This window comes from Pontibacter sp. YIM B11418 (genome assembly GCF_059278805.1).
Window position 1 is genome coordinate 372,110 of sequence record NZ_JCAEMH010000002.1, and the last position, 23,167, is coordinate 395,276.

A 23,167-nucleotide genomic window follows, 5' to 3' on the forward strand; every position below is an offset into this window, starting at 1 on the left:
TACAAACTAAGCAGCTTCGCGCGTTTCGTCTTCTAACGATTGGATAGCGTCGTAGAGTGCCGGGCTGGCATCGCGCAGCTTTTCTATGACATTGGCCAGGTCAAAGAACTTTTCGGGGTCGACTGTGGAGCTGTTTGCAAAAGCTTTTAGAAGCGTGTGAAGGATTTGGGTATAATTTTCTTCAAATTCGTCTGGGTTCATAGGTAAAGTGGCTAAAAGTTTTCATTATCAAAAAGATACAAATTATACCTTAAAATAATTCGATTTTTAGCAAAAAAAAAGCGCCGTGCAAAAATGCATGGCGCTTTTCTATTTCATCAGGTATAGCAACTAGAGCTTCTTCAATCCCTTTTGCTCCTGCTTGCTTCCCTCCTTCACACTTATAGCCACACCGCCGCCCGGGGCTAGTTGCTGCTTCAGTACGCTCTTTGAGTTTACAAGCACCTTACGGATCACGTATTTCTGCGGATTCTTGTTCCAACTGGCGTCTTTGGCATCGGCATAAATGGTGGCGATGTAGGTCTTGCCTTTTGGCAGGTAGTTGAAACGGATGTTGGCCGTACGGGTGTTCTCGTCGGTGATTCCGCCGATGTACCACTCGTTCTTGCCTTTGGCTTTACGACCAATCGTCACGTAATCACCAGGCTCTGCTTCGAGCACCCAGGTATCATCCCAGTCCACGGCTACGTCTTTGATAAACTGGAATGCATCCGGGAAGCGGGTATAATTGTCCGGAATGTCAGCGGCCATTTGTAGCGGGCTGTACATGGTCACGTAGTAGGCTAGCTGTTTCACCAACGTCGTATTCACGCGCTGCTCACCGCCATGGTAGTAGGACAGGTCCGTCTGGAAAATACCCGGCGTGTAGTCCATCGGTCCACCCATCAGGCGGGTGAAAGGCAGGATCGTGGCATGGTCCGGGGCGAGGCCGCCCATTGCTTCAAACTCAGTCCCGCGGGCCGACTCCTGCGCCAGCCAGTTCGGGAAAGTACGGTGCAAGCCGGTCGGGCGAACCGCTTCGTGGCTGTTGATCATGATCTTATACTTGGCCGCTGTGCGCGCAACGTGGTTATAGTGGTTCACCATCCACTGCCCGTCGTGGTGCTCGCCACGCGGGATGATCTTACCCACATAGCCGGTCTTGACAGAGTTGTAGCCATTGTCTTTCATGAACTGGAAAGCATCCTGCAGGCGGCGCTCGTAGTTCGTGGCGGAGGAAGACGTTTCGTGGTGCATCATCACGCGCACGCCCTTTGACTCCGCGTACTTCTGTACCTCCTTCACATCAAAGTCCGGGTAGGCTGTCACGAAATCGAATACCTCCTCTTTCCAGTTACCGAACCAGTCTTCCCAGCCAATGTTCCAGCCCTCGATCAGCACGGCGTCAAAACCATGCTCGGCAGCAAAGTCAATGTGCTTTTTAGCGTTCTCGGTGGTGGCGCCGTGGCGTCCGTTTGGCGTCAGTTTCGTGAAGTCGTCGGTCAGTTTTACATTCGTCTCCTTGCCATAAGCCCAGGTGCTCTTGCCAGCCACAAAGTACTCCCACCAGATGCCGATGTACTTCACCGGCTTGATCCACGACACGTCTTCGTATTCGGTCGGCTCGTTCAGGTTCAGGATCAGCTTCGAGGCGAGGATGTCGGTGGCCTTGTCGCTCACCACGATTGTTCTCCAGGGTGTATGCGTCTCCGTCTGCATATAGCCCTTGTTGCCCACTGCATCCGGCACCAGGTGCGAACTGAATTTAAAAGTCTTTGGATCCACGTTCAGTTGCATAGCAGGGTAGTTGAGCAAAGCCGCTTCGTGAATGTTGATGTATAGTCCGTCTGAGGATTTCATCATGGAAGGCGTCTGCACCGCCAGTGTTTTGATCGGGAACTGGGCATGCACATCGATAGTCGCCTTCTTCATCAGGCCCGGGATTTGAGAGATCTGCGAGGTGGTATAAGCATACTCGTTGGTGTCGTAGTCGCCCGGAATCCAGAAGATCTTGTGATCACCAGTCAGATTGAATTCGGTGTGTTCTTCTTTGATGATGAAGTACTTGAGATCATCCTGCTGCGGGAATTCGTAGCGAAAGCCCAATCCGTCGTTGAACAGGCGGAAGCGAATCTGGATATGGCGGTCCTTGTGCTCTTTTTGGTTGAGCGTCACCAACAACTCGTTGTAGTTGTTGCGAATCGTTTTCTGCTCGCCCCAAACCGGCTCCCAGGTATCGTTCACACTGTTCTGCTCGGTTTTGGCTACAGAGAAACCGTTCATCATCGAGGGTACGTCCTTCATCTCGAAGCCCATCCTGCTCTGCTTGATTACCGGCTTCTTTTTATAGGTGAGTTGGTAGGTGGGTACCCCGCTGGCGGCCAGTTCAAAGGTCATCGACAGGTTTTTGTCCGGGGATGTGATAGTCTGCGCCTGCACCAGCACGGTGATCAGGAACAGGAAAAGGAAAAGAGAAAGCCGCTGCGCGATGCGGCCGGTCAGGTTAGCGTTTTGATGCATAGTTTATAGATGTGAATTGTGAAGGACCGCTGATTGTACTCTATCAATCCCCCACAGGTTTTAAATATCTGTCTGCAAATTACATTAAAAATCGCTTTCCCCCGAACTGGCTTTCCAACACCTTCCACCTTCAGGTCGTATACCTGTTTCGAACCTCTTACCTATTCCCATGGAAATCATTCACGACGAAGAAGACACCCGTTTTTATGTCACGCTCGATGGTGGCGAGGCCGAACTCACTTACTCTATTACCAATCAGGGACAAATGGACTTTGACCATACCTATGTGCCAGAGCAACACCGGGGTCAGGGAATAGCCGACAGACTAGTAAAAGAAGGGCTGGATCACGCCCGTGCATGCAAATGCCAGATTGTACCCTCCTGCCCAGTTGTGGAAGCCTACGTGAAGCGCCATAAAGAATACGACGACATTGTGAATTGGGACTAGCTTATACCTGCCGCTCCTTTTTTTGAGGGCGGAACAATAACCAGATGAACAAGCCAACTGGCCAGACCATGAGCAAAACCATCAGGGCCACCAACCAGGGAGACTTACCCCGTCGCCGGGCATCGTTGTAAGACCAGATCACACTACACACGGCAAACACAAGCATAACAAGCCCACTGATAATCATGATGATACCAAAGCTTCAGTATAGTGAATCTACTGCCTACATCAGTATATAGCTAAAGTTATACTTTATACACATATCTGGCAAACGATGGTTACTAACCAGTGAACATCAGAACAAAATATTACAAATAGGAGTTAAAATTACAAAGTATAAGATCCATTTTGATGAGATCGGCTCTTTTGTTGCCTTAATGTTCAGTTATATGGTTGTATAAACCGTACTACCAGGGGCCTTACATATTTGTTTGTGAAGTTTTAGAAATCAGAAATCTCATCTTTATGAAGTTTATATCGCTTTGCGCTTTCATTCTCTCAATATTTCTTTATTCGGCTTGTGAAAGAGAAGATAACGAAATAGTAGTACAGCCTCAGGTTAAAAACCGAATACCGGTTGCCTCTATAATGCCGGTCATCATAACAGAAGAAGTTAAATATGACACGGATGATCCTGCCATTTGGGTAGACAGAGGTTCCCCCGAAAACAGTCTAATTATTGGCACAGACAAACATGAAAAAGGAGCCCTTTATGTATTCGACCTGGCTGGGAACATCATAGAAGATAAAGTTGTGGATGGCCTGAAACGTCCTAACAATGTAGATATTGAGTACAACTTTCTAATTGATGGGGATTCCATCGATATTGCTGTTGTAAGCGAGCGTCTCACACACAAACTCCGCATTTTTAAAATGCCAGACATGGAGCCAATAGACCAGGGTGGTATTTCCATTTTTGAAGGTGAATCAAAAGATGGGTACCGTGAAGTGATGGGCATTTCTCTCTACAAAAATCCTGTATCCGGAAAGATCTATGCTATAGCAGGTCGTAAAGATGGTCCGACCAATGGGACTTACCTATGGCAGTATTTACTGGAAGATGATGGCGAAGGAGGAGTAAAGGCTACACTGGTTCGTAAATTTGGGGACTACAGCGGTGCACAGGAAATTGAATCGATTGCAGTAGATGACAAGTTGGGATACGTGTATTACTCTGATGAGAGAGTGGGCGTTCGAAAGTACTATGCCGACCCAGAAAACGGCAACTCAGAACTTGCCTTATTTGCTACTAATGACTTTAAAAAAGATCAGGAAGGCATATCCATTTACGAAGTTTCCGACAGTACCGGCTATATACTGGTTTCAGATCAGCAAAATAACAGATTTCAGATATTTACCCGTGAAGGCACTAACAATATGCCCCATCAGCACGAGCTGGTCAAGACTATTAATACCGAGACTTTGGAAAGTGATGGCTCAGAAGTCACCAGTATCGGGTTGAATGATCAGTTCAGAAAAGGTTTGTTTGTGGCGATGTCAAGTAATAAAACTTTCCATTACTACACTTGGGAAGATATTGCCGGAAATGACCTCAACTCAGCTGAGAAGTAAATCCCCTCCCACTTTCTCCCGTACATTAAGCCATTTAGTTTTTATCAAAGCTGCAGTTAGCGGCTATTGAACAAATCGCTTAATGACCGGACTATGAAATACATGCAGCAAAAGCACCTGTGGTGGCAGGAAGGAGTTATTTACCAGATCTATCCACGTTCATACCAGGACAGCAACGGCGACGGCGTGGGCGACTTACAGGGCATCATCCAACGGCTCGACCATATCAAGTCACTGGGTATCAAAGCTATCTGGATCTCCCCGATCTTCTCCTCTCCCATGGCCGATTTTGGCTACGACATTTCTGATTACTGTGGCATACACCCGCTGTTCGGCACCATGGATGATTTTGATGAACTCCTGGAGGCCGTGCATGGCCGGGACATGAAACTGATCCTGGACCTGGTGCCCAACCATACCTCTGATGAGCACCCATGGTTCAAAGAGTCGCGCTCTTCTAAAGCGAATCCAAAACGCGACTGGTATATCTGGAAAGACGCCAATGAAGACGGCTCCGAGCCAAACAACTGGCTCAGCGTGTTTGGCGGCAGCGCCTGGGAATGGGACGAGCACACCGGGCAGTACTATTACCACGCTTTTTTGAAAGAACAGCCTGATCTGAACTGGCGCAACCCGGAGGTGCAGGAGGCCATGCTGAATGTGATGCGCTTCTGGCTCGACAAAGGCGTGGACGGTTTCAGGGTGGACGTGATGTGGCACATGATCAAAGACGACCAGCTGCGCGATAACCCGGTGAACCCTAATTACAAAGCGCATCAGGCAACCTATGAAAAACTGATCCCGGCTTACTCCACTGACCAGCCTGAGGTACACGATATCGTGCACAAGATGCGCAAAGTGCTCGACAGTTACGACGAACGCATGATGATCGGTGAAATATACCTGCCCATTCACAAACTGATGACCTACTACGGAACTGACAAGAACGGAGCGCACCTGCCTTTTAACTTCCTGCTACTCTCCATCGACTGGGATGCTACGGAAATCTCTTCAAACATCAACCAATACGAAGGCGCTCTGCCTGATGGCGGCTGGCCGAACTGGGTACTGGGTAATCACGACCAACCCCGTATCACGAGCCGGGTAGGTAAGGCTCAAGCCCGTGTGGCGGCCTTGCTATTGCTGACATTGCGCGGAACTCCTACCATCTACTATGGGGATGAGATCGGGATGCGGGACGTACCTATACCTCCAGACGAAATTCAGGATCCACAAGGGCTCAATATGCCCGGCCTTGACCTGAGTCGCGACCCGCAGCGCACCCCCATGCAGTGGGACAACAGCGAAAACGCCGGTTTCAGTAACAGCAAGCCCTGGCTGCGCCTGCCTGAAGACTACCGCCGTGTGAACGTGAAGGCGCAGCTGGAAGATGAGTTCTCGATCTACGCTCTTTACAAGCGCCTGATCAAACTGCGCCAGGATGAGCCCGCCCTGCACATCGGGGACTACCGGCCAGTGGTAGCCAGCGGACCGCTTCTAGCCTACCTCCGCTATACCTCGGATGAGCGATTCCTGATTCTGCTTAACCTGAGCCACAAACCTTGCCATTTCGCGCCGGAGCATTTCAACTTCGAAGGTACCATCGAGATCGACACATTGCCGGAGCGGGAAGGCGGAACAGTCAGCAAGCACGTCAGTCTGAGCGGCGATGAAGGGATGGTCATCCGGCTAAAACAATCCTAAACAAGGTATAGCGACCTTGTTGCGTTAACAGCAGGCATGACAACATAGCCTTGAATTAAGACAATGTCCGATAAAACAAAAAGGCATCCGCGAAGTAGCGGATGCCTTTTTGTTTGGTTTAAGCTGATGTGCAGGAGTTACAATCGAACAGCTAATGACTACGTTTGTGATGAATCAAGTTTCTTCAGACATGCTTGCAGGTCCACTCCTTTACCCAGCACGCCACTGAAAATATCACCCAGCTGGCGTATTCTATCCGGCATGTTCAAAATAGTAAAATCAGTTGGCCTCAGCCCGGGCTTTACCTCCTCCCAGCGCAGTGGAGCCGAAACCGGAGCGCCTGCCCTTGGCCTGGCGCTGTAAGGGGCAGCTACCGTTTGTGCAATAGCATTCTGCAGAAAATCCAGGTATATTTTCCCTTTGCGTGACTTCGGGTTACGCTCCAGACTGGTCAGGGTGGGCAGCTGCTCGTGCACCATCCGGGCCACCACATGTGCGAACTGTTTGGCTTGCTCAAAGGTATACCTGGCTCCCAGCGGCACGTAGATATGCATGCCTGTGGCTCCCGATGTTTTAACAAAGGAGGCGGCCCCGGCCTTATCCAGCACCTCTTTAGTTACCAGGGCGGTTTCCACTACTTCATCGTAGGGGTTTTCATCCGGGTCTAGGTCAATGACCAGGTAATCCGGGTTCTCCAGGTGGGCCAGCCGCGAGTTCCAGGGATTTAGCTGAATACAGCCCAGGTTATTCATATAGGCCAGCGTCGCCTTGTTATCGGACACCAGGTAATCGACATCTTTTCCCGTAGACTCTGCATGCAGTGCCACAGTGCGCACCCAGTCGGGCGTATGGTCGATGTCTTTCTGGTAAAAGCCCGGCTTTTCGGCCCCGTTCGGATGCCGCAACAGCGACTGCGGCCGGTCTTGCAGGTATGGCAGCAGCACGTCGGCTATACCTTGGTAATAGGCTATCAGATCTCCTTTTGTAATGCCCTCCGCTGGCCAGTAAAATTTATCGAGGTTGCTGAAAGAAACGGTCTGCCCCGCAATTTCTATCTCGTCCCTGCTATCGTCTTTGCTACTCTTTTCAGGTGAGGATTCAGGTACTCGCTTGGCTGAGGTGATATTTTTTTCAGTAGCCTTTTTAGCCGGTTTGGCTGGTTTGGTCACAGTAATATTACCCAGATGTTCCTCACTGTCATAGTCTTCTGTCACCGCCGCATCATCTTTCTTCTTCACCAAAAGCCAGGCTCCTTTCTGCCGCCCTTTCATTTTAATGAGACTAAACTCACCCCGCAGTTTTTTCCCTTCCAGCACAAATTTGATACTGCCCTCTTGCAAACCACGCAAAAGATACTCCTCCTCTTTTTCAGGTTCATCGGTTTCGGCGGCATGGTAGGTGCCTTCGTCCCAGATGGCCACACGGCCGGCGCCGTAGTTTCCTTCCGGTATTGTACCCTCAAAGGTGCGGTAAGAAAATGGATGGTCTTCCACTTCCATGGCCAGGCGCTTGTCGGCCGGATTGAGCGAGGGTCCTTTGGGAACAGCCCAGCTTTTCAGGACGCCTTCCATTTCCAGTCTGAAGTCGTAATGCAGGGTGGAAGCTTCGTGTCGCTGCACGACGAAGCGCAGTTTTCCTTTATGTTGTTGCTCCTTCCCAGCGGGCTCCGGCGTCTCACCGAAGTTCCGCTTCTGGTTATATTTCTCGAGACTCATAGCTGATCAGGAAATTTGTATTGAAACCATAGTAGCACCTCCTTCTCCTTCACTGACATCCAGGCGCTGGTAGTGCGCACAGGTATGGCCGCACTTATCGGGCAGATCAAAGTCTAGCCTGCGGGCAGCGGTGTCATCGTGTATTTTCATCAACCCGTAGCCAGGCGACTCTTTCCAAATTGTTTTCATCGTTTTATGAATAAAGACAAACATAAGGGTGCTCTATTTGCCTAAAACGTAAAGGCGTGGCATTCGTTTATGGCAACAAAAACCGTATAATCAGGCTTTACCAAAAGCCAACTGACCACTTCAAAACGCTTATGATCAATGAGATAAGTTTAATCATAACACGCGACCTGGATAAACTATATAAAGAGATCCAGGCATTTGAGCAGGAGGAAAATCTTTGGAAAGTAACAGGCCATGTAACTAATCCTGCCGGAAACCTCTGTCTGCACCTTGTTGGTAACCTTAATACCTATATTGGAGCTATACTGGGCCAGAGTGGCTATATGCGAAACAGGGATGCAGAATTCAGCCTTCGGAACATACCCAAAAAAGAATTGCTGGAACAAATCACCAAAGTGAAGCATACCGTTGCCCGAACGCTGGCGCACCTCACTCCAGATCAGCTGCAAAAATCCTATCCAGAGCAGGTGCTCGGCTACGAAATGACTGTCAGTTTTTTCCTGCTACACCTCTGCGGTCATTTAAACTATCATTTGGGCCAGATCAACTATCTGCGGCGCATGCTGGAATAAAGTTGAATCAGGGTTTTAAAATAATAGTAAATTTTTAGTTCTGTAAATTATGAACTAATGAAACCAACTATTACCTTTGTGACGTTTAATCTGTATAAGAGAAAGCAAAAGACATGACATTGAACAACGAACAAAGGCAACTGATTGAAGAATTTGGCATTTATCAGGAGAACAACGGCTTTCAGCCGGCTGTGGCTCGTGTGATGGGCTTACTGCTTGTATCAAATAAGGCGGAGCTTACTTTCGAAGAAATCAGTGAGGCATTGAATATAAGTAAAAGTGCCACCAGCAACGCGCTTAATATGCTGCTTAACACAGGTCACATCGAGTACACGACCTTTTCTGGCGACCGCAAGCGCTATTTCCGCATCAAGTCCTCTAATTGGCGCGAACTCTTTGAAAAGAAGATGGAGGACCTGAGCTATCTCAACGGACTGTTGAAACGTGTACTGGAAGTGAGAAAACGGGAGCTTCCTATTTACGATGCCAAGCTAAACGACTTCATCAGCTTTCTGGATTATATGAAAGACAGAATGCCTTCCCTGATTGATGAGTGGGAAAAATCCCGAAAATAATTTTTTTATTCTTTTAGTTCATTTTATCCTGAACTTACTAGTTACATCTAAACACAATAAACCAACAACGTGAAAATCAAATATTTAGTAGTCGGATTGGCCATGCTTTTCGTGAAGCCGGTAGCGGCGCAGGAGAAGCCCGATGTGCGGACGCTGAGTCTGCAGGAGGCCATTACGTATGCGCTGGAGCATAACGAAGACATGCAAAAGGCTTCGTATGACCAACTGAGCGCCAAATACATGGTAAAAGAGGCCAAGAGCAATGGCTTGCCGCAGGTAAATGGCTTCGGTAATTTTAATATGTATCCGGCCATCCCGGTGCAGGTAATCCCGAACGTGTTTGAGGGCAAGCCAGACGAGATGATCCCGGTGCAGTTCGGTACCAAATACAATGCCTCAGCAGGTATACAGCTGTCGCAATTGCTGTTCAACCAGTCTTATTTTGTAGGACTTAAGGCAGCCAAAAGCAGCGAGGACCTCTACCGCCTGCGCAAAGTCATGACCGAAGAAGAAGTGATGTACAACGTGAGTTCTTCTTATTTCCAGATTTTGCAAACAAAAGAGCAGTTCGAGATCATCAACGCCAACCTGGCCCGACTGGACCAATTAGGCAAGATCCTGCAGTTGCAATACGAAAACGACCTGGCCCGCAAAGTGGATGTGAACCGCATCAAGGTAAACAAAACCAACCTCGAGACGCAGCTACAGACGCTGACCAGCGCGCTTGACCAGCAGATGAATGTTCTGAAGTTCTTTATGGGTATGCCGCTAGAAGAAGGTATAGCTCTGACAGACGCTACCATTACACTCGATACAGGTGCTGCAGCATTTAACAGCAGCAAAGACCTGGTGCAGGGTCAAACGCAACTGGAGTTACTCAACAAGCAGACCGAACTGACAGATTTGCAAATGCAGAACATCAAGTCCGGTTACTACCCTACCCTGTCTGCTACCGGAACGCTCCAGTACAATGCCATGCGCAAAGAGTTTAACTTCTTTGACTCTAGTCAGCCCTGGTTTAGCACTGGTATCGTCGGTTTGCAGCTTAACATCCCGATCTTTGATGGCTTGAAAAAGCATTCCCAGATCAAGCAGACCGAATATACGCTGAAGTCGCTGGAGGCGGATCGCCAGAAACTGACCAAGAACCTGGAAGTGGCACTTGAGAACTCCATCAGCCAGCTGCAGAACAGCTCGTCGTCCATAGCGGCGCAGGAGCAGAATGTAGCCCTGGCCCAGGAGGTATACGACACCACTAATGACCTGTACAAAGAAGGCATCTCTCCGCTGACTGACCTACTGGAAGCTGAAGTGAGTCTGCGCGAAGCCAAAACAAATCTCAACAACGAAATGCTGAAGTACCAGCTGGCCCAACTTGGCTACCTGAAAGCTACCGGCGACCTAAACACATTAATTAAATAAGCATCACAAAGAACAAAATGAAAAAGCTGATTTATATCGTAGTCGTAATCGTGATTTTGGGCGCTATAGGCTTTAAGCTGATGAGCAACAAAGAGCAAATGGCTGCCAATGCCGCCGTTGCCTCCATCAAAAGCGATGCTATACCTGTCACCATTACCGAAGTAGCTTCCTCCAAACTCGACAAGTCTTTTACAGCGCAAGGCAACTTTGCTCCGATCCAGAGCCTGACATTACTATCTGAAACGCAGGGCCAGATCAAAAGCGTGCTCAAGCGAAAAGGCGATAAAGTAAAAGCGGGCGAACTGCTGGTGCAAGTCGAAAGCAACACTATGGCTGCCGACCTTGCTACAGCCCAAACCAATGCTGAAAAAGCCAAGCGTGACCTCGAGCGTTTCGAGAACCTGGCTGCAGGAGATGCCATCACCAAGCGTCAGCTGGAAGATGCCCGCCTGAATGCAAAAGCTACGGAAGGCCAATTGGTAGCCGCCCGTCAGCGCCTGACCAAAACACGTATCACCGCTCCTATCAGTGGCGAGATCAACGAAATCTATGTAGAAGTAGGCTCATACCTGAATGCAGGAACGAAGCTTTACGACATTGTGAACGTGGACAAGCTGAAGCTGCAAGTAAAAGCCTCTGAAAGCGAAGTACTGCTGATCAACAAAGGCGACAAGGTAAAAGTGAAAGCCGATGCAGGTTCAGGCCAGGAGTATGAAGGCGTGGTAACGGCTATCGCCGCCCAGGCTGACCCTACCCTGAAGTTTGATGTGGAAGTGGAAGTAAAAAATGCCGCTAATAACAACCTGCGTGCCGGTATGTATGGCACCGCTTTCTTCGACGTAGCCGACCAGCGTGACGCCATGCTGTTGCCGCGTGAAGCGATCGTAGGTAGCATCCAGAACCCGATTGTGTATGTGGTGAAAGACGGACAGGCCAGCCAGCGCCCGGTACGTGTAGGTGTGGTAACGCAGGACCAGGTAGAGATCCTGGACGGTGTGAAGCCAGGCGAGCAGGTAGTTCGTAGCGGCCAGATCAACCTGCGTGAAGGCATCAAAGTGACAGTGCTGAAATAATGGAATATGGCGCGAGCCTCTTCGCTCGTGAATAACTATAGCGTGGCCTTTGGCCTAGTCGATAATTACAGGCGGCAAGAGGCCATACAATACCAAACACGAGCGAAGAGGCTCGCGCTATTAAAGCATTAAGAACAAAAAAAAATGAACATAACCAAAATATCGATACAGCGCTCAACCCTGGTGGTCGTGGTCTTCACGGTCCTCACACTGCTTGGTGTTGCGAGCTACCAGTCGCTTAACTACGAGCTTCTTCCGAAGTTCAATCCACCGGTGCTCACCATCTCTACCATTTATCCGGGTGCCTCTCCGAACGAGGTAGAAAACTCGGTGACCAAGGAGATCGAGGAAGCCCTGTCGTCACTCGAGAACGTGAAGACCATGCGCGGCACCTCTCTTGAGAGTTTCTCTATTATAGTGGTAGAGCTAAACCAGGGCACTAACGTGGACCTGGCCCTGCAGGATGCGCAGCGAAAGATCAACACCATCCTGGCCAACCTGCCCGATGATGCGGAGTCACCTACGCTCAACAAGTTTGACCTCGACGACCTTCCGATCATCAAAATGGGTGCGACCGCCAACATGTCTCCGACTGAGTTCTACGACCTGATCGACAAGAAGATCAAGCCGGAGCTGTCGCGCATACCAGGTATGGCTGCCATCAAAATTCTGGGTGGCCAGGAGCGTGAGATCAAAGTAAACATCGACGCCAACAAACTGGAGGCCTACAACCTCTCCATCCTGCAGGTGCAGCAGAAAATCCGTAACTCCAACCTCGACTTCCCTACCGGAAAGATCAAGCAGGAAAGCGGACAGACACAGATCCGTCTGGCAGGAAAGTTTGCGTCGCTGGACCAGTTACGCAGCCTGATTATTCGTGAAGACCAGAATGGTATTGTGCGCCTGGCTGACGTGGCCGAGGTACAGGATACGCAGAAAGACATTGAAGTACTAACGCGCGTGAACAGCAGTCCATCGGTTGGTATCACGATTCAGAAGCAGTCAGACGCCAACGCCGTAGAGGTGAGCCGTTTGACGAAGGAAGCCTTGGCTGACCTGGAGAAGACATACGCTAACGTTGGCTTGAACTTCAACATTGCCAACGACTCTTCAGACTTTACCTTGGAGGCTGCCGACTCCGTACTCCACGACCTGATGATCGCAATCATCCTGGTGGCGGTTGTGATGTTGCTGTTCCTGCACTCGTTCCGAAATGCGGTGATCGTAATGGTTTCTATACCTGCCTCTTTGGTGGCGACCTTTATTTTCATGTACCTGTTTGGCTACTCGCTCAACCTGATGTCGCTGCTAGCACTCTCGCTTGTGGTGGGTATCCTGGTGGATGATGCCATTGTGGTGATCGAAAACATTCACCGCCACATGGAAATGGGCAAAAAGCCGGCACAGGCTGCATACGACGGTATCCGCGAGATCATGGCGACCGTAACATCCATCACCCTAGTAATCTCAGTAGTGTTTATACCTATTGCCCTTTCATCAGGACTGGTATCAGACATTCTGCGTCAGTTTGCTGTAGTGGTAGCCGTATCGACGATGATCTCATTGTTCGTAGCCTTTACCTTGATTCCGCTGTTGGCCAGCCGTTTCTCACGCCTGGAGCACATCTCGGACAAGAACATTTTCGGACGCTTTATTCTGGCATTCGAGCGCTTCCTGGACAACATCATCGATGGCTTTACAGCAGCCCTGAAGTGGGCGTTTAATCACAAGTTCATTACATTGGCGGTAACGATCCTGCTGCTTGTCGCTTCTTTTGCGCTGGTGCCACTCGGCTTTATCGGTTCGGACTTTATACCTGCCGGTGACCGTGGTGAAGTGAGCTTACAGCTGGAGCTGCCTAAGAACTCCACTGTGGAGCAAACCAACTTTGCAACGCGCCAGGTAGAGCAGTACTTAGAGGGTTTCCCGGAAGTATCGAAAGTGTTTACCACCGTAGGTACCACTTCATCGGCGCAGCAGGGCCAGAACACGGCTTACAAAGCGGAGGTATCCGTTACGCTGGTGGACGTGAAGGAGCGTATCTTCAGCACCGACCAGTTCAGCCGTCAGGCTAAGGCCGACATCGAGAGCAAACTTCCGAACGTGGAAGTGACGCCGGTACCGGTAGGTCTTGTAGGTAACTCACAGGCCCCTATTCAGCTCATCATCTCAGGTTCTAACCTGGACAGTGTAATGGCTTTCTCGCAGCAGGTAATGCGTGTGGTAGAAGGTGTGGCAGGTACGGCCGACGTAGAAATGTCGGTAGAAGGTGGTAACCCGGAGATTGAAGTAGTGGTGGACCGTGACAAGATGGCCAATGTAGGCCTGTCGCTGGAGAACGTGGGTGCGAGCATGCAGCTGGCCTTTAGCGGCAACTCCGACGTAACGTTCCGTTCCGGTACCGAAGACTACGACATCAACATCCGCCTCGATGAGTTTGACCGCCGCAGTGTGACTGATATTGCCAACCTATCCTTTGTGAACAACACGGGGCAGTTGGTGCGCCTTGGTCAGTTTGCCGACATACGCCAGTCAACTGGTCCGTCGCAGCTCGAGCGCTACAACCGCGTGACGTCCATTAACGTGAACTCGCAGGTAATCGGCCGTCCGACAGGTACAGTGGGTGCCGACATCCAGGCGCTGATGGAAGAAGTGGACATGCCGGCGGGTGTGAGCATTGAGTACGGTGGTAACCTGAAGAACCAAAGCGAAGGCTTCGGCACGCTGGGTGTTGCCTTGCTGGCCTCTATCATCTTCGTGTACCTGATCATGGTGGCCCTGTATGATTCTTACGTGTACCCGCTGGTGGTACTGTTCTCTATACCGTTGGCGATCATTGGTGCCTTGCTGGCCCTGGCGCTGGCACAGCAGTCGCTGAGTATCTTCTCGATCCTGGGTATTATTATGATGATCGGTCTGGTAGCCAAGAACGCCATTATGGTGGTGGACTTTACCAACAAGCTGAAAGACGAAGGCGTGGAAGTAAAAGAAGCTTTGACCGAAGCGGTACGAATCCGTTTCCGTCCAATCCTGATGACGACGCTGGCGATGGTGATCGGTATGCTGCCGATTGCGCTCGCGGGTGGCTCCGTGGCCGCGACCAAAAACGGTCTGGCCTGGGCTTTGATCGGTGGTCTGAGCTCATCTATGTTCCTTACCCTGATCGTGGTGCCGATCATCTACTACGGCTTCGACCGCATCCTCGCTAAGTTTGGCTGGGACAAGAAAACAGTAATTGTACTGGAAGAGAAATCGCTGGAAGAACTGGAGCACGAAACCAGGGAGCTCGAAGAAAAGAAAATGGCACACGAGTTTGCACACTAAGATCTTAATGTCACTCCCCTCTCCTCCTGTCAGTTAAAGTGACAGGAGGAGATAAGGGGAAGGCGAAGTTCCAAACTACCCTTTATGATAATGCATATGGCAGATCCTAGAACTACCCTCTACAAAGAGGTAATTAGCCTGGTTAGCAGGTTAAAAGCAATTGCCCCCCATAAACTTTCCGGCCCCAAAGGACTTTGGGAAAATGGAATGGATATAGTTGATGTAGTAGATATTATTTTGGCTGTAGAGAAAAAGTACAGCGTCGTTATTCCGGACGAAATTCCGGTATACTCTATTGACGATCTGGTGAACTATCTCCAACTCAGCAAAGCAAGTTAGACAAGCAAATTTCCTAATTGACTCATTAAAAAAGGTGCAGGACTTTAACCTGCACCTTTTTTAATGGCGCAACAGTTGCGGGCAATGTCCGGGGACTGCATACACAAACAGTATGATTCCTCTTTATACCTGGTAACGGTCGTACTTCTGATAGCGGTCGTACTTCCGGTCGCTTCGCTCCTCTTTGCCATACATGTAGTACAACAGGTAGCCTACTGCATAAATCGCCAGTACCGTCAAGATGATAAATATCTCCATAACCCCATGCTTTTTTATCCGAGTTTCCTTATATACGAAAGTTAATAGGTTCTGACTAATTTTCAATTATTTACGAAAAAATTTTCAAAAAAATTTAATAACAGCTGTCTGGTTTAAGAATCTAAACTGATTTGTAGCTAATAGAGGTATAAACTTATAAAATTATTAGTAAATATATACCTTTTTTTATTTAAAAACCCAACCTTTATAAGTAAACAAAGTTATAATATAAATATTACTCCTACTAATGTGCCACCATTTTCCTTACCCACCCACCTGAACGACAGTTACACTTACACTAAACCGGAACTGAAACGCTATGCAGCCGAGAACACAAGGAAAGCTATACCTGACAAGTCCTGCCTTTTCGCAGGGGGAGCGGATACCGACCCGCTATACCTGTGACGGCGAGAACATCAGTCCCCCGCTTGAAATCCGAAATCTGCCTAAGTATACAGAAAGTGTAGTGGTAATTGTAGAGGACCCTGATGCGCCGCGGGGCATCTGGACGCATTGGCTGGTATGGAACATACCTCCCACCAATCTGATTGAAGAAGGTGATGTGCCAGGTATACAGGGCACCAACGATTTTGGAAGGCTACATTACGGAGGCCCCTGCCCGCCGCAGGGTTTGCATCACTACTACTTCAGAATTTACGCCCTGGACGTGATGCTCAACATCAAAGAAGGCACTGGCCGCCAGGGCCTGCTCCGCGTGCTTGGTCCGCATGTGCTGGCTATGGGCGAACTGATGGGCGTGTACAGTCGCTATAACGTGATGATGGCCTAAGGAAAAGTTCTACTGATTTTGTGAGTGATCCGGGTGCCATTGCCTGATGTGGTTAGCGTGCGTGTGCAGGTAAGCACCGGGCTGATAAAACTTGTCGTAAAATTCCAGATCGAGATGATGCGCCTGCAGATAAGTGCAGATGAAAACCGACGGCACGGTGCCTGGAAATTTGCCAAACGTATCATACACATACTGTGCCTGTAGCGCCACACATTCCCTGAACGTTTCATCGTGTACCTGCGCAGCTTGCCTCACTCCTGCTGAATCTTTCCACGGACCCGGAGTCGCCGGGTGATAGGGCCCCCCTTTGCCGAATTTACGATCACAAACTGTATCCACAGCAGCGCGCATATTAGCATAGTGTGGCGGACAGTGCGCTTCCATCACCCCGTCCAGCCCGGTTGGGTTTGGGTAGGGCCACCGGTCATCGGTGTCGTAACGGAAACCAAGTCCATCTACTCCCGCAACGCCGCTTGCTCCTAACACACTGATTGGATCGATGCCATCATACAGCCAGCCGCCGAGCCCCATGGCCTGCAGCATCAGCGACCCCGCGTAGCAGGAGGTCGACATCTCAACAGAAACCTCCGCCAGCGAAAGCTGTTCGACAAACGTGATCGGCCACGTGCTATCCGGATCGGCTAGCGCTTTGAAACGGTCTATACCTGGAATCTGCCGTTTGTTGATGTCGTCGTAGAGTACGAGTCCGTTCTGCAGCATATAACAAAGGCCCAGCAGCATATGCTGCGCCAGATCTGCCACTGGAATGACGAGTAGTGTGCCGGGCCTATTGCTCACCCAGGTATTATGCGCTTCTACAAATGGCACCTCGGAAGGAAGCTTCAACCGGCCGTCCTGTAATTTGGTAACGTAACGCTGCATGGCTTGCAGCACATCTTCAAGCCCGATGGAGCCGTCCGCTGCCCTATCGGCGGATGCGGGCGCGTCCCGGTTGTTTAGGACGTACACGCCTGAGTCATCCGTAAAGAAAGTCATGGAAGTATGAAAGCCCGCTGCCGAAGGGAAAGTGCGCCCTCCTGCTGCGCCTGCATAGTTCGAGAGGTAGGGAGCATAACGCTGGGCGCGGTAGATCATATTGTGCCAACCCGTATTGCCTGCGCAGGCAGTCACCACGAGAAGCTTCTCCAGTTCTGAGAGCGGCATGGGTTCATGCCTCGATCTGTAGGCAAATACCCCGTCCGGAATCTCTGCACCTCTGAAAAAGCGGCGCGACCTACGCCCCAACAAGGCCTCCACTAATCCAAAATTTAACATATCCTCAAACCCGGGGGGTATAGCTGAACCTGCCATAAAGAATGCAATAAAGTAAGCCTTATCTAGTGTACTCTAATTGTATTTAGTAGTTTGTCTATTAGTCAGTTACAACATAACCTTCACTAAATATTTCAACTTGCGCCCGCTAGGGATCGCAGCGTAAAGCAAGGTAGTAATTTTATTCCACGGCAAGCCTGGATTTTCGCAACGACTGCCATTAGTAAAAAATTCTATCCTTGTTAGCAATCCTGCGTAAAGTCAAAAAATAAATACCAGACTTATCGCATCAGCTAAACATATCGGACAGATCATTGCCAAAGTAATACTGTGGTTCCTCGCCATCGTAGTGGGGCTTTTATTGCTCATTATAATCGCGTTGCAAATCCCGAAAGTACAAAATTTTGCTGCGCAGAAAGGAGCCTCATACCTGTCCGGCATGCTCGACACGCGGGTGGAGATCGGGCGTTTTAAGACTGACTGGCGCAATGCCATCGTGCTGGAAGATGTGTACATGGAAGACCAGCAGCAGGACACGCTCTGGTATAGCCAACGCCTCGGACTGGACCTTAAGGTATGGTCACTCTTGAGTGGCGGAATCAACATCAGTAAAATAGACCTGCAGCAGGCCACCCTCAACCTGCACATCCGCCCTGACTCCACGTCCAACTTCGAATTCCTAATGGAGGCTTTCGCAACCGATACCACGGCCGCCCAGCCTGCCGACACGACCGGGGCCATGCAGCTGGACCTGGGGCTGATCAACCTCGAGAACGTGTATGTCAACTTCAACGACGAAGCAGGCGGCAACCACATCCGGGCAAGGGTGGGCCAGCTGACCACCACCATGGAAGAACTGAACCTGGAAGAGGAAACCTACCGGCTGGATGAAATAGAACTGCGCAACACCGGTATAAGCTATGTGCAGTCCAAACTGCCGCCTGTAACAGAGCCGGAGCCCATTACTTTTGACTTTGACATGAACGGCGTGGAAGTGGAGAACTTTGCCCTGAACTACGTCAGTATACCTGCCGACCAGCGCATTGAGTTGAAACTTGGCAAATCAGAGCTGACCGTTGAGGACATCGACCTGCCCAATGCCCGCATCGACCTGCGCAGCTTCGACCTGCACGACTCCAAGGTGCTCTATGTGCAAAAGAAAATGGTACCAACTGATTCGCTGGCCGTGAATCCGGCAGAAACAGTGCGCAAACTGGATGAGTCAGTGGAAAAGACTCAAGGCCAGCCGGTAAAATGGGTACTGAACCTGGGGAAGCTGAACGTAAGCGGACTGGAAGCAGGTATGGAGAATGCCGATGCGCCCCGGCAGGCGCGCGGGATGGACTACAACCACCTGCGTTTCACCAACATCGAAATGGATGCCGAGGACGTCAGGTATAGTCTGAACCAGATGGGCATGCAACTCAACCAACTCAAGCTCAAGGAACAGAGTGGCTTCCAGGTTAACAATTTTCAATCTGACATCACGCTCGACTCTACGCACGCCAGACTGGCCAACCTCGATCTGCAGACCGGAAATAGCCGTATCAGCAAAGACCTGTCACTGCGCTATACCTCCTGGGATGACCTGACCGATAATCTGGACGCCGTTCAGTTGGACCTCGACATTGACAACAGTCGCATCGGCATGCAGGATGTGCTGCTTTTTGCGCCTGATCTTGCCGAGAACCCTTCGTTCCGCAAAATCGCAAAATCCACCATTCGACTCGACGGACGCGCGCAGGGTCCAATGGACAATATCAGCATACAGCAGTTGCAGGTTGCCGGTCTACAGGGTACAGCAGTGAACGTGAGTGGCAACGTGCGCCATGCAATGGACCCGGATCGCCTGGCCATGAACCTCAACATCAACCGCCTGGCCACCACCCGCACCGACATCCTGGCACTGGCCCCTCCTGGCACGATTCCGCCTGAGATCAGGATTCCTAATAACCTGAGCATGACGGGCAGGTATAGCGGCACGCTGACCAACTTCGATCTGAACGCTGCGATCAAAAGTTCCTTTGGCAACCTGAATGCCGTTGTGGATATGGACGAGGGACCAGCCGGAGCGGAGCCCTTCCGGGCGACCGTCAAAACCGCGGGCTTTGATTTGAAGCAGCTCTTTACAGAAGACTATGGTGTAGGACGTGTCGCTTTTGAGGCAACAGCCCGTGGTACCGGCTTAAGTCCCGAAACCATGCGCGCGGATGTGAAGGCCCACATCAAAGAGGCCAACTACAACAATTACGCCTATAACAATGTCGACGTGGACGCCCGCATCAATCGCAACCTGTACCAGGTAGCCGCCCGCGCCCGCGACGAGAACCTGAACTTCGACCTGAAAGGCGACTTTAATATGCGCAATGCCCAGCGGGGGGAGTATGTGTTTGACCTGGACCTGAAAGGCGTCGACCTGAAAGCACTCAATTTTTATGAAGAGGAGCTCGGCGTGCGGGGGCAGCTGCGGGGTCGCTTTGCCGGCAAGGATGCCAACGATATCAGCGGCACGCTAGAGGGCGACAATGTACGCGTGCGTCTGCAAGGGGTCTCCTACCCCATCGACTCGCTGCAGCTGACCCTGATCCAGAAAATGCCGGGGACTGCCATCGAGCTCAACTCCAGCATCCTCAACGCCGACATGCGGTTTGCCAATGATCTGGGTGAGCTTCCTACCGCCCTGGCTAAACACTTCTCTGCGTACTTCGACCTTCAACCTGATCCGCCCTACCCGGCCAACGTCAACCTGGGCAGTTTTGAGGCTACGATGCTCGTTCGCCGTCCGGACATTATCGCCTCTTTTGTGCCTGATCTGGAAGAACTACAGGTAAATGGTCCGATCACGGCTTCCTACAACGGAGAGACGCAGGAATTTGCCATGGACGCGAACGTGAGCAAACTGACCTATACCGAATATAACATACAGGATATGGCGCTTCAGGTACGCGGCAACCGGGAGCAAATGGGCTACAACCTGGGCGTGCGTGAGATCCGTTCCCCTTCCCTGTTGCTCAACAATGTGAGCCTGAACGGGGCAGCCCGCGACAATGATATGAGTGTGCGACTGGCCATGGCTGACGCAGACAGCGCGGAGCAGTTTGTAATTGGCGGCGTGCTCAATAGCCTGGGGCCGGGTTATCGTTTTGCCTTTAATCCAAAGCAGCTCGTCATCAATGGGGAGCCCTGGTCGGTACCTCAGGACAACTACCTGCAGTTCGACACCAACCTGCTTTATGCACAGAACATCCGACTGGAGCGAAACGGAAACTATATACTGCTCAATAGCACGGGCCCGGTTAAACCGAATGCACCGCTGCAGGTAGAGTTCGGCAACTTTGAGATCGGCCATATCATGACGTCGTTTCAACAGCAGGACAGCGTGATGACGGGTGTACTGAACGGTACCGCCACGCTGACGGATCTGCTGGCCGGCAATCCGGCCTTTACCGCAGACCTTACCCTGTCTGACTTCGCCTACACAGGTATACCAATCGGCGATATTGCCCTGAAAGCCAACACAGCGGGCCCTAATCGCTATAACTTGAACCTGGGGCTGACCGGCAATGGCAACGAAGTACTGGTAAGTGGTACTTACGAACTGAAGCCTGAAACGAGCCTGCTCAACCTGGATGCCAACATTGCCAACCTGAACCTGGCCTCGTTCGGCGGTTTCACCCAAGGTATGGTAGACAGACTGGCCGGAAGCGCCAACGGCAAGCTGCGCATCACAGGCACACTGGCACAGCCCGCTATCCGGGGTGGTCTTGATTTTAACCAGGCGCAGTTTAACCTGACCATGCTCAACTCGCTCTATACCTTACAGAACGAGCGGCTGGAGTTCACGGAGAAAGGCATCAGCATGCGCGACTTCACCCTAACTGACACGCTGGGCAACACGCTCGACATCAACGGCAATATCCTAACGCAGAACTACACGGACTATACCTTCGACCTGCGCGCGCGTTCGGACCGCTTCCTGGCCATGAACTCCACCGCCAACGACAACGACCTGTTCTATGGCAATGTGCAGATGGCGATGAAAGCCAGTATAACGGGCAATATGATGGCGCCAAACATTGAAGTATTCGTGACGGTGCTCGATGGCTCCACGTTCACTACCGTGATCCCGGCTGATGGGGTGGCCGCTGCCGAGCGCGAAGGGGTGGTCGAATTTGTCACGCTCAACGATTCACTCAATGCCATACTTGCAAGAGCGGTTGAGGAAAACACGACCGCCGGATTTATGGGTGCCAACGTCGACGCGCAGATCAACGTAACGGATGCCACCACCGTGACCATTGTGATAGATCCGACCACGGGGGATAACCTGGTCGTGCGCGGCAATGCGTCTCCCCTCTACATCGGCATCACGCCAAGTGGACAGATCAGCATGAGCGGTCGCTATGAGATTACAGAAGGTATGTACAGCATGGACTTTTATGACCTGGTGTCACGCAAACTCGAGATTGCGAAAGGCAGCTATATCAACTGGACCGGTGACCCGATGCAGGCCAACATGCAGATCTCAGCCATCTACCGGATTGATGCGGCTCCTATGGAACTGGTGTCTAATCAGTTGGACGTAGATGCCGGCCAGCTCAACCGCTATCGTACACAATTACCGTTCGAGGTATATGTGAACCTGAACGGAGAGTTACTCAAACCAGAGATCGGATTTGACATTCAGCTGGAAGAACAGCGGCGGGGGGCTTTGGATGGCACTGTGGAAGCCCGCCTGGGTGCCTTGCGCCAGAGTGATTCTGAACTCAACAAACAGGTATTCTCCCTGCTGGTGTTGGGCCGTTTCATGGCAGAGGACCCGCTGTCGAGCTCCGGTGGTGGCGGTTTGGGCTCTACGGCCCGCAATAGCTTAAGCCAGGTCATGACAGACCAACTCAATCAGTTGACGAACCGGTATGCCGGCGGACTCGGACTGGAACTGGGTGTGAGCTCCTACGAAGACTACTCCTCCGGCTCAGCCGAGGGACGCACCGACCTGAACGTGGCCTTGCGCCAGCAGTTTCTGGATGACCGCCTGACGGTGCGTGTTGGTGCTGATGTTGGGCTGGAAGGACAGAGCGAACAACAGCGCAACATGAGCGGTTTCGGCGGGGACGTGTCGGTAGAATACTCGCTTACAAAAGACGGCAGGCTGCGCGTACGCGCCTTCCAGCGCAACCAGTACGAGGGCTTCCTGGAGGGTGATGTGCGGGCTACCGGCGTGGGCCTGATCTTTGTGCGCGACTACGACAATTTCTCCGACCTTTTCCGAAGCCTGGAGAGCAGAGGGGCACGTAGAGAAGAACGTCGCCTGGAGGAGGCCATTAAGTTTAACCAGCGGGAGAAGCGAAAAGAAGAGCAGGAAGCTGAAGAGAAAGTAGAAGAAGTCGTAAAAGAAGAACAAGAATAAGTCCC

General features: G+C 50.9%; 18 protein-coding genes. 11 read left to right on the forward strand and 7 right to left on the reverse strand.

What is annotated here, in order from left to right; all coding sequences use genetic code 11:
* Window positions 1-6: 6 nt before the first annotated feature.
* Both AC4QZR_RS06010 and AC4QZR_RS06015 read right to left on the reverse strand, forming a co-directional pair.
* Window positions 7-201, reverse strand: a complete 195-nt coding sequence (locus tag AC4QZR_RS06010; RefSeq protein ID WP_253404103.1) for a hypothetical protein — start codon at window positions 199-201, stop codon at window positions 7-9.
* A gap of 129 nt (window positions 202-330) precedes the next feature.
* The gene (locus tag AC4QZR_RS06015; RefSeq protein ID WP_494480091.1) at window positions 331-2,499 is read right to left on the reverse strand and encodes a glycoside hydrolase family 97 protein; all 2,169 of its coding nucleotides are present in this window, start codon (window positions 2,497-2,499) and stop codon (window positions 331-333) included.
* 169 nt (window positions 2,500-2,668) lie between these two features.
* Between AC4QZR_RS06015 and AC4QZR_RS06020 the strand changes: the two genes are divergently transcribed.
* Window positions 2,669-2,947 carry a GNAT family N-acetyltransferase gene (locus tag AC4QZR_RS06020; protein ID WP_494480092.1) on the forward strand — a complete coding sequence of 93 codons (279 nt, stop codon included), beginning with the start codon at window positions 2,669-2,671 and terminating at the stop codon, window positions 2,945-2,947.
* 1 nt (window position 2,948) lies between these two features.
* On the opposite strand, the gene AC4QZR_RS06025 is transcribed toward AC4QZR_RS06020, so the two are convergent.
* Window positions 2,949-3,134, reverse strand: coding sequence for a hypothetical protein (locus AC4QZR_RS06025; protein WP_494480093.1), 186 nt, complete (start codon window positions 3,132-3,134; stop codon window positions 2,949-2,951).
* Window positions 3,135-3,412: 278 nt separating this feature from the next.
* Here AC4QZR_RS06025 and AC4QZR_RS06030 point away from each other — a divergent pair, with 278 nt between their 5' ends.
* Together AC4QZR_RS06030 and AC4QZR_RS06035 are read left to right on the forward strand one after the other, a co-directional pair.
* A complete protein-coding gene (locus tag AC4QZR_RS06030) occupies window positions 3,413-4,519 on the forward strand; it encodes a phytase (RefSeq protein WP_494480094.1) in 1,107 nt (368 codons plus the stop codon).
* Window positions 4,520-4,612: 93 nt separating this feature from the next.
* The gene (locus AC4QZR_RS06035; protein WP_494480095.1) at window positions 4,613-6,223 is read left to right on the forward strand and encodes an alpha-amylase family glycosyl hydrolase; all 1,611 of its coding nucleotides are present in this window, start codon (window positions 4,613-4,615) and stop codon (window positions 6,221-6,223) included.
* Window positions 6,224-6,381: 158 nt separating this feature from the next.
* Here the strand turns inward: AC4QZR_RS06035 and ligD are convergent, their stop codons facing one another.
* Together ligD and AC4QZR_RS06045 are read right to left on the reverse strand one after the other, a co-directional pair.
* Window positions 6,382-7,938: a non-homologous end-joining DNA ligase gene (ligD, locus tag AC4QZR_RS06040; RefSeq protein WP_494480096.1), complete on the reverse strand. Its 1,557-nt coding sequence runs from the start codon at window positions 7,936-7,938 to the stop codon at window positions 6,382-6,384.
* Window positions 7,939-7,944: 6 nt separating this feature from the next.
* Window positions 7,945-8,127 (reverse strand): hypothetical protein, encoded by a 183-nt coding sequence (locus tag AC4QZR_RS06045; RefSeq protein WP_494480097.1) that lies wholly within the window; start codon window positions 8,125-8,127, stop codon window positions 7,945-7,947.
* Between the two features lie 56 nt (window positions 8,128-8,183).
* Here AC4QZR_RS06045 and AC4QZR_RS06050 point away from each other — a divergent pair, with 56 nt between their 5' ends.
* The 6 genes from AC4QZR_RS06050 to AC4QZR_RS06075 all read left to right on the forward strand — a co-directional run bounded on the left by AC4QZR_RS06050 (window position 8,184) and on the right by AC4QZR_RS06075 (window position 15,432).
* The gene (locus tag AC4QZR_RS06050) at window positions 8,184-8,699 is read left to right on the forward strand and encodes a DinB family protein (protein ID WP_494480098.1); all 516 of its coding nucleotides are present in this window, start codon (window positions 8,184-8,186) and stop codon (window positions 8,697-8,699) included.
* A gap of 113 nt (window positions 8,700-8,812) precedes the next feature.
* Window positions 8,813-9,274: a GbsR/MarR family transcriptional regulator gene (locus AC4QZR_RS06055; protein ID WP_494480099.1), complete on the forward strand. Its 462-nt coding sequence runs from the start codon at window positions 8,813-8,815 to the stop codon at window positions 9,272-9,274.
* Window positions 9,275-9,343: 69 nt separating this feature from the next.
* Window positions 9,344-10,696 carry a TolC family protein gene (locus AC4QZR_RS06060; RefSeq protein WP_494480100.1) on the forward strand — a complete coding sequence of 451 codons (1,353 nt, stop codon included), beginning with the start codon at window positions 9,344-9,346 and terminating at the stop codon, window positions 10,694-10,696.
* A gap of 17 nt (window positions 10,697-10,713) precedes the next feature.
* Window positions 10,714-11,769, forward strand: a complete 1,056-nt coding sequence (locus AC4QZR_RS06065) for an efflux RND transporter periplasmic adaptor subunit (protein ID WP_494480101.1) — start codon at window positions 10,714-10,716, stop codon at window positions 11,767-11,769.
* Window positions 11,770-11,913: 144 nt separating this feature from the next.
* A complete protein-coding gene (locus tag AC4QZR_RS06070) occupies window positions 11,914-15,093 on the forward strand; it encodes an efflux RND transporter permease subunit (protein ID WP_494480102.1) in 3,180 nt (1,059 codons plus the stop codon).
* A 96-nt stretch (window positions 15,094-15,189) separates the two neighbouring features.
* Complete coding sequence (locus AC4QZR_RS06075; protein ID WP_253404013.1) at window positions 15,190-15,432, forward strand: acyl carrier protein; 243 nt, start codon at window positions 15,190-15,192, stop codon at window positions 15,430-15,432.
* Window positions 15,433-15,555: 123 nt separating this feature from the next.
* Here AC4QZR_RS06075 and AC4QZR_RS06080 read toward each other — a convergent pair whose 3' ends face one another.
* On the reverse strand, window positions 15,556-15,690 hold the full coding sequence (locus AC4QZR_RS06080; protein ID WP_256488587.1) for a hypothetical protein: 135 nt from the start codon (window positions 15,688-15,690) through the stop codon (window positions 15,556-15,558).
* A 319-nt stretch (window positions 15,691-16,009) separates the two neighbouring features.
* Here AC4QZR_RS06080 and AC4QZR_RS06085 point away from each other — a divergent pair, with 319 nt between their 5' ends.
* Window positions 16,010-16,480: a YbhB/YbcL family Raf kinase inhibitor-like protein gene (locus AC4QZR_RS06085; protein WP_494480103.1), complete on the forward strand. Its 471-nt coding sequence runs from the start codon at window positions 16,010-16,012 to the stop codon at window positions 16,478-16,480.
* Between the two features lie 9 nt (window positions 16,481-16,489).
* Here the strand turns inward: AC4QZR_RS06085 and AC4QZR_RS06090 are convergent, their stop codons facing one another.
* Entirely contained in the window at window positions 16,490-17,755 is a 1,266-nt protein-coding gene (locus AC4QZR_RS06090) for a hypothetical protein (protein WP_494480104.1), read from the reverse strand.
* A gap of 322 nt (window positions 17,756-18,077) precedes the next feature.
* On the opposite strand from AC4QZR_RS06090, the gene AC4QZR_RS06095 reads away from it, so the two are divergent.
* Window positions 18,078-23,162: a translocation/assembly module TamB domain-containing protein gene (locus AC4QZR_RS06095; protein ID WP_494480384.1), complete on the forward strand. Its 5,085-nt coding sequence runs from the start codon at window positions 18,078-18,080 to the stop codon at window positions 23,160-23,162.
* The last annotated feature ends 5 nt before the right edge of the window (window positions 23,163-23,167 follow it).

Bases quoted from the DNA above. Each gene is read 5' to 3' on its own strand.
- AC4QZR_RS06085 (WP_494480103.1), top strand. From the start codon at position 16,010: ATGCAGCCGAGAACACAAGGAAAGCTATACCTGACAAGTCCTGCCTTT.
- AC4QZR_RS06015 (WP_494480091.1), bottom strand. From the start codon at position 2,499: ATGCATCAAAACGCTAACCTGACCGGCCGCATCGCGCAGCGGCTTTCT.
- AC4QZR_RS06075 (WP_253404013.1), top strand. From the start codon at position 15,190: ATGGCAGATCCTAGAACTACCCTCTACAAAGAGGTAATTAGCCTGGTT.
- AC4QZR_RS06035 (WP_494480095.1), top strand. From the start codon at position 4,613: ATGAAATACATGCAGCAAAAGCACCTGTGGTGGCAGGAAGGAGTTATT.
- AC4QZR_RS06045 (WP_494480097.1), bottom strand. From the start codon at position 8,127: ATGAAAACAATTTGGAAAGAGTCGCCTGGCTACGGGTTGATGAAAATA.
- AC4QZR_RS06030 (WP_494480094.1), top strand. From the start codon at position 3,413: ATGAAGTTTATATCGCTTTGCGCTTTCATTCTCTCAATATTTCTTTAT.
- AC4QZR_RS06070 (WP_494480102.1), top strand. From the start codon at position 11,914: ATGAACATAACCAAAATATCGATACAGCGCTCAACCCTGGTGGTCGTG.
- ligD (WP_494480096.1), bottom strand. From the start codon at position 7,938: ATGAGTCTCGAGAAATATAACCAGAAGCGGAACTTCGGTGAGACGCCG.
- AC4QZR_RS06010 (WP_253404103.1), bottom strand. From the start codon at position 201: ATGAACCCAGACGAATTTGAAGAAAATTATACCCAAATCCTTCACACG.
- AC4QZR_RS06080 (WP_256488587.1), bottom strand. From the start codon at position 15,690: ATGGAGATATTTATCATCTTGACGGTACTGGCGATTTATGCAGTAGGC.
- AC4QZR_RS06020 (WP_494480092.1), top strand. From the start codon at position 2,669: ATGGAAATCATTCACGACGAAGAAGACACCCGTTTTTATGTCACGCTC.
- AC4QZR_RS06055 (WP_494480099.1), top strand. From the start codon at position 8,813: ATGACATTGAACAACGAACAAAGGCAACTGATTGAAGAATTTGGCATT.
- AC4QZR_RS06090 (WP_494480104.1), bottom strand. From the start codon at position 17,755: ATGTTAAATTTTGGATTAGTGGAGGCCTTGTTGGGGCGTAGGTCGCGC.
- AC4QZR_RS06025 (WP_494480093.1), bottom strand. From the start codon at position 3,134: ATGATTATCAGTGGGCTTGTTATGCTTGTGTTTGCCGTGTGTAGTGTG.
- AC4QZR_RS06065 (WP_494480101.1), top strand. From the start codon at position 10,714: ATGAAAAAGCTGATTTATATCGTAGTCGTAATCGTGATTTTGGGCGCT.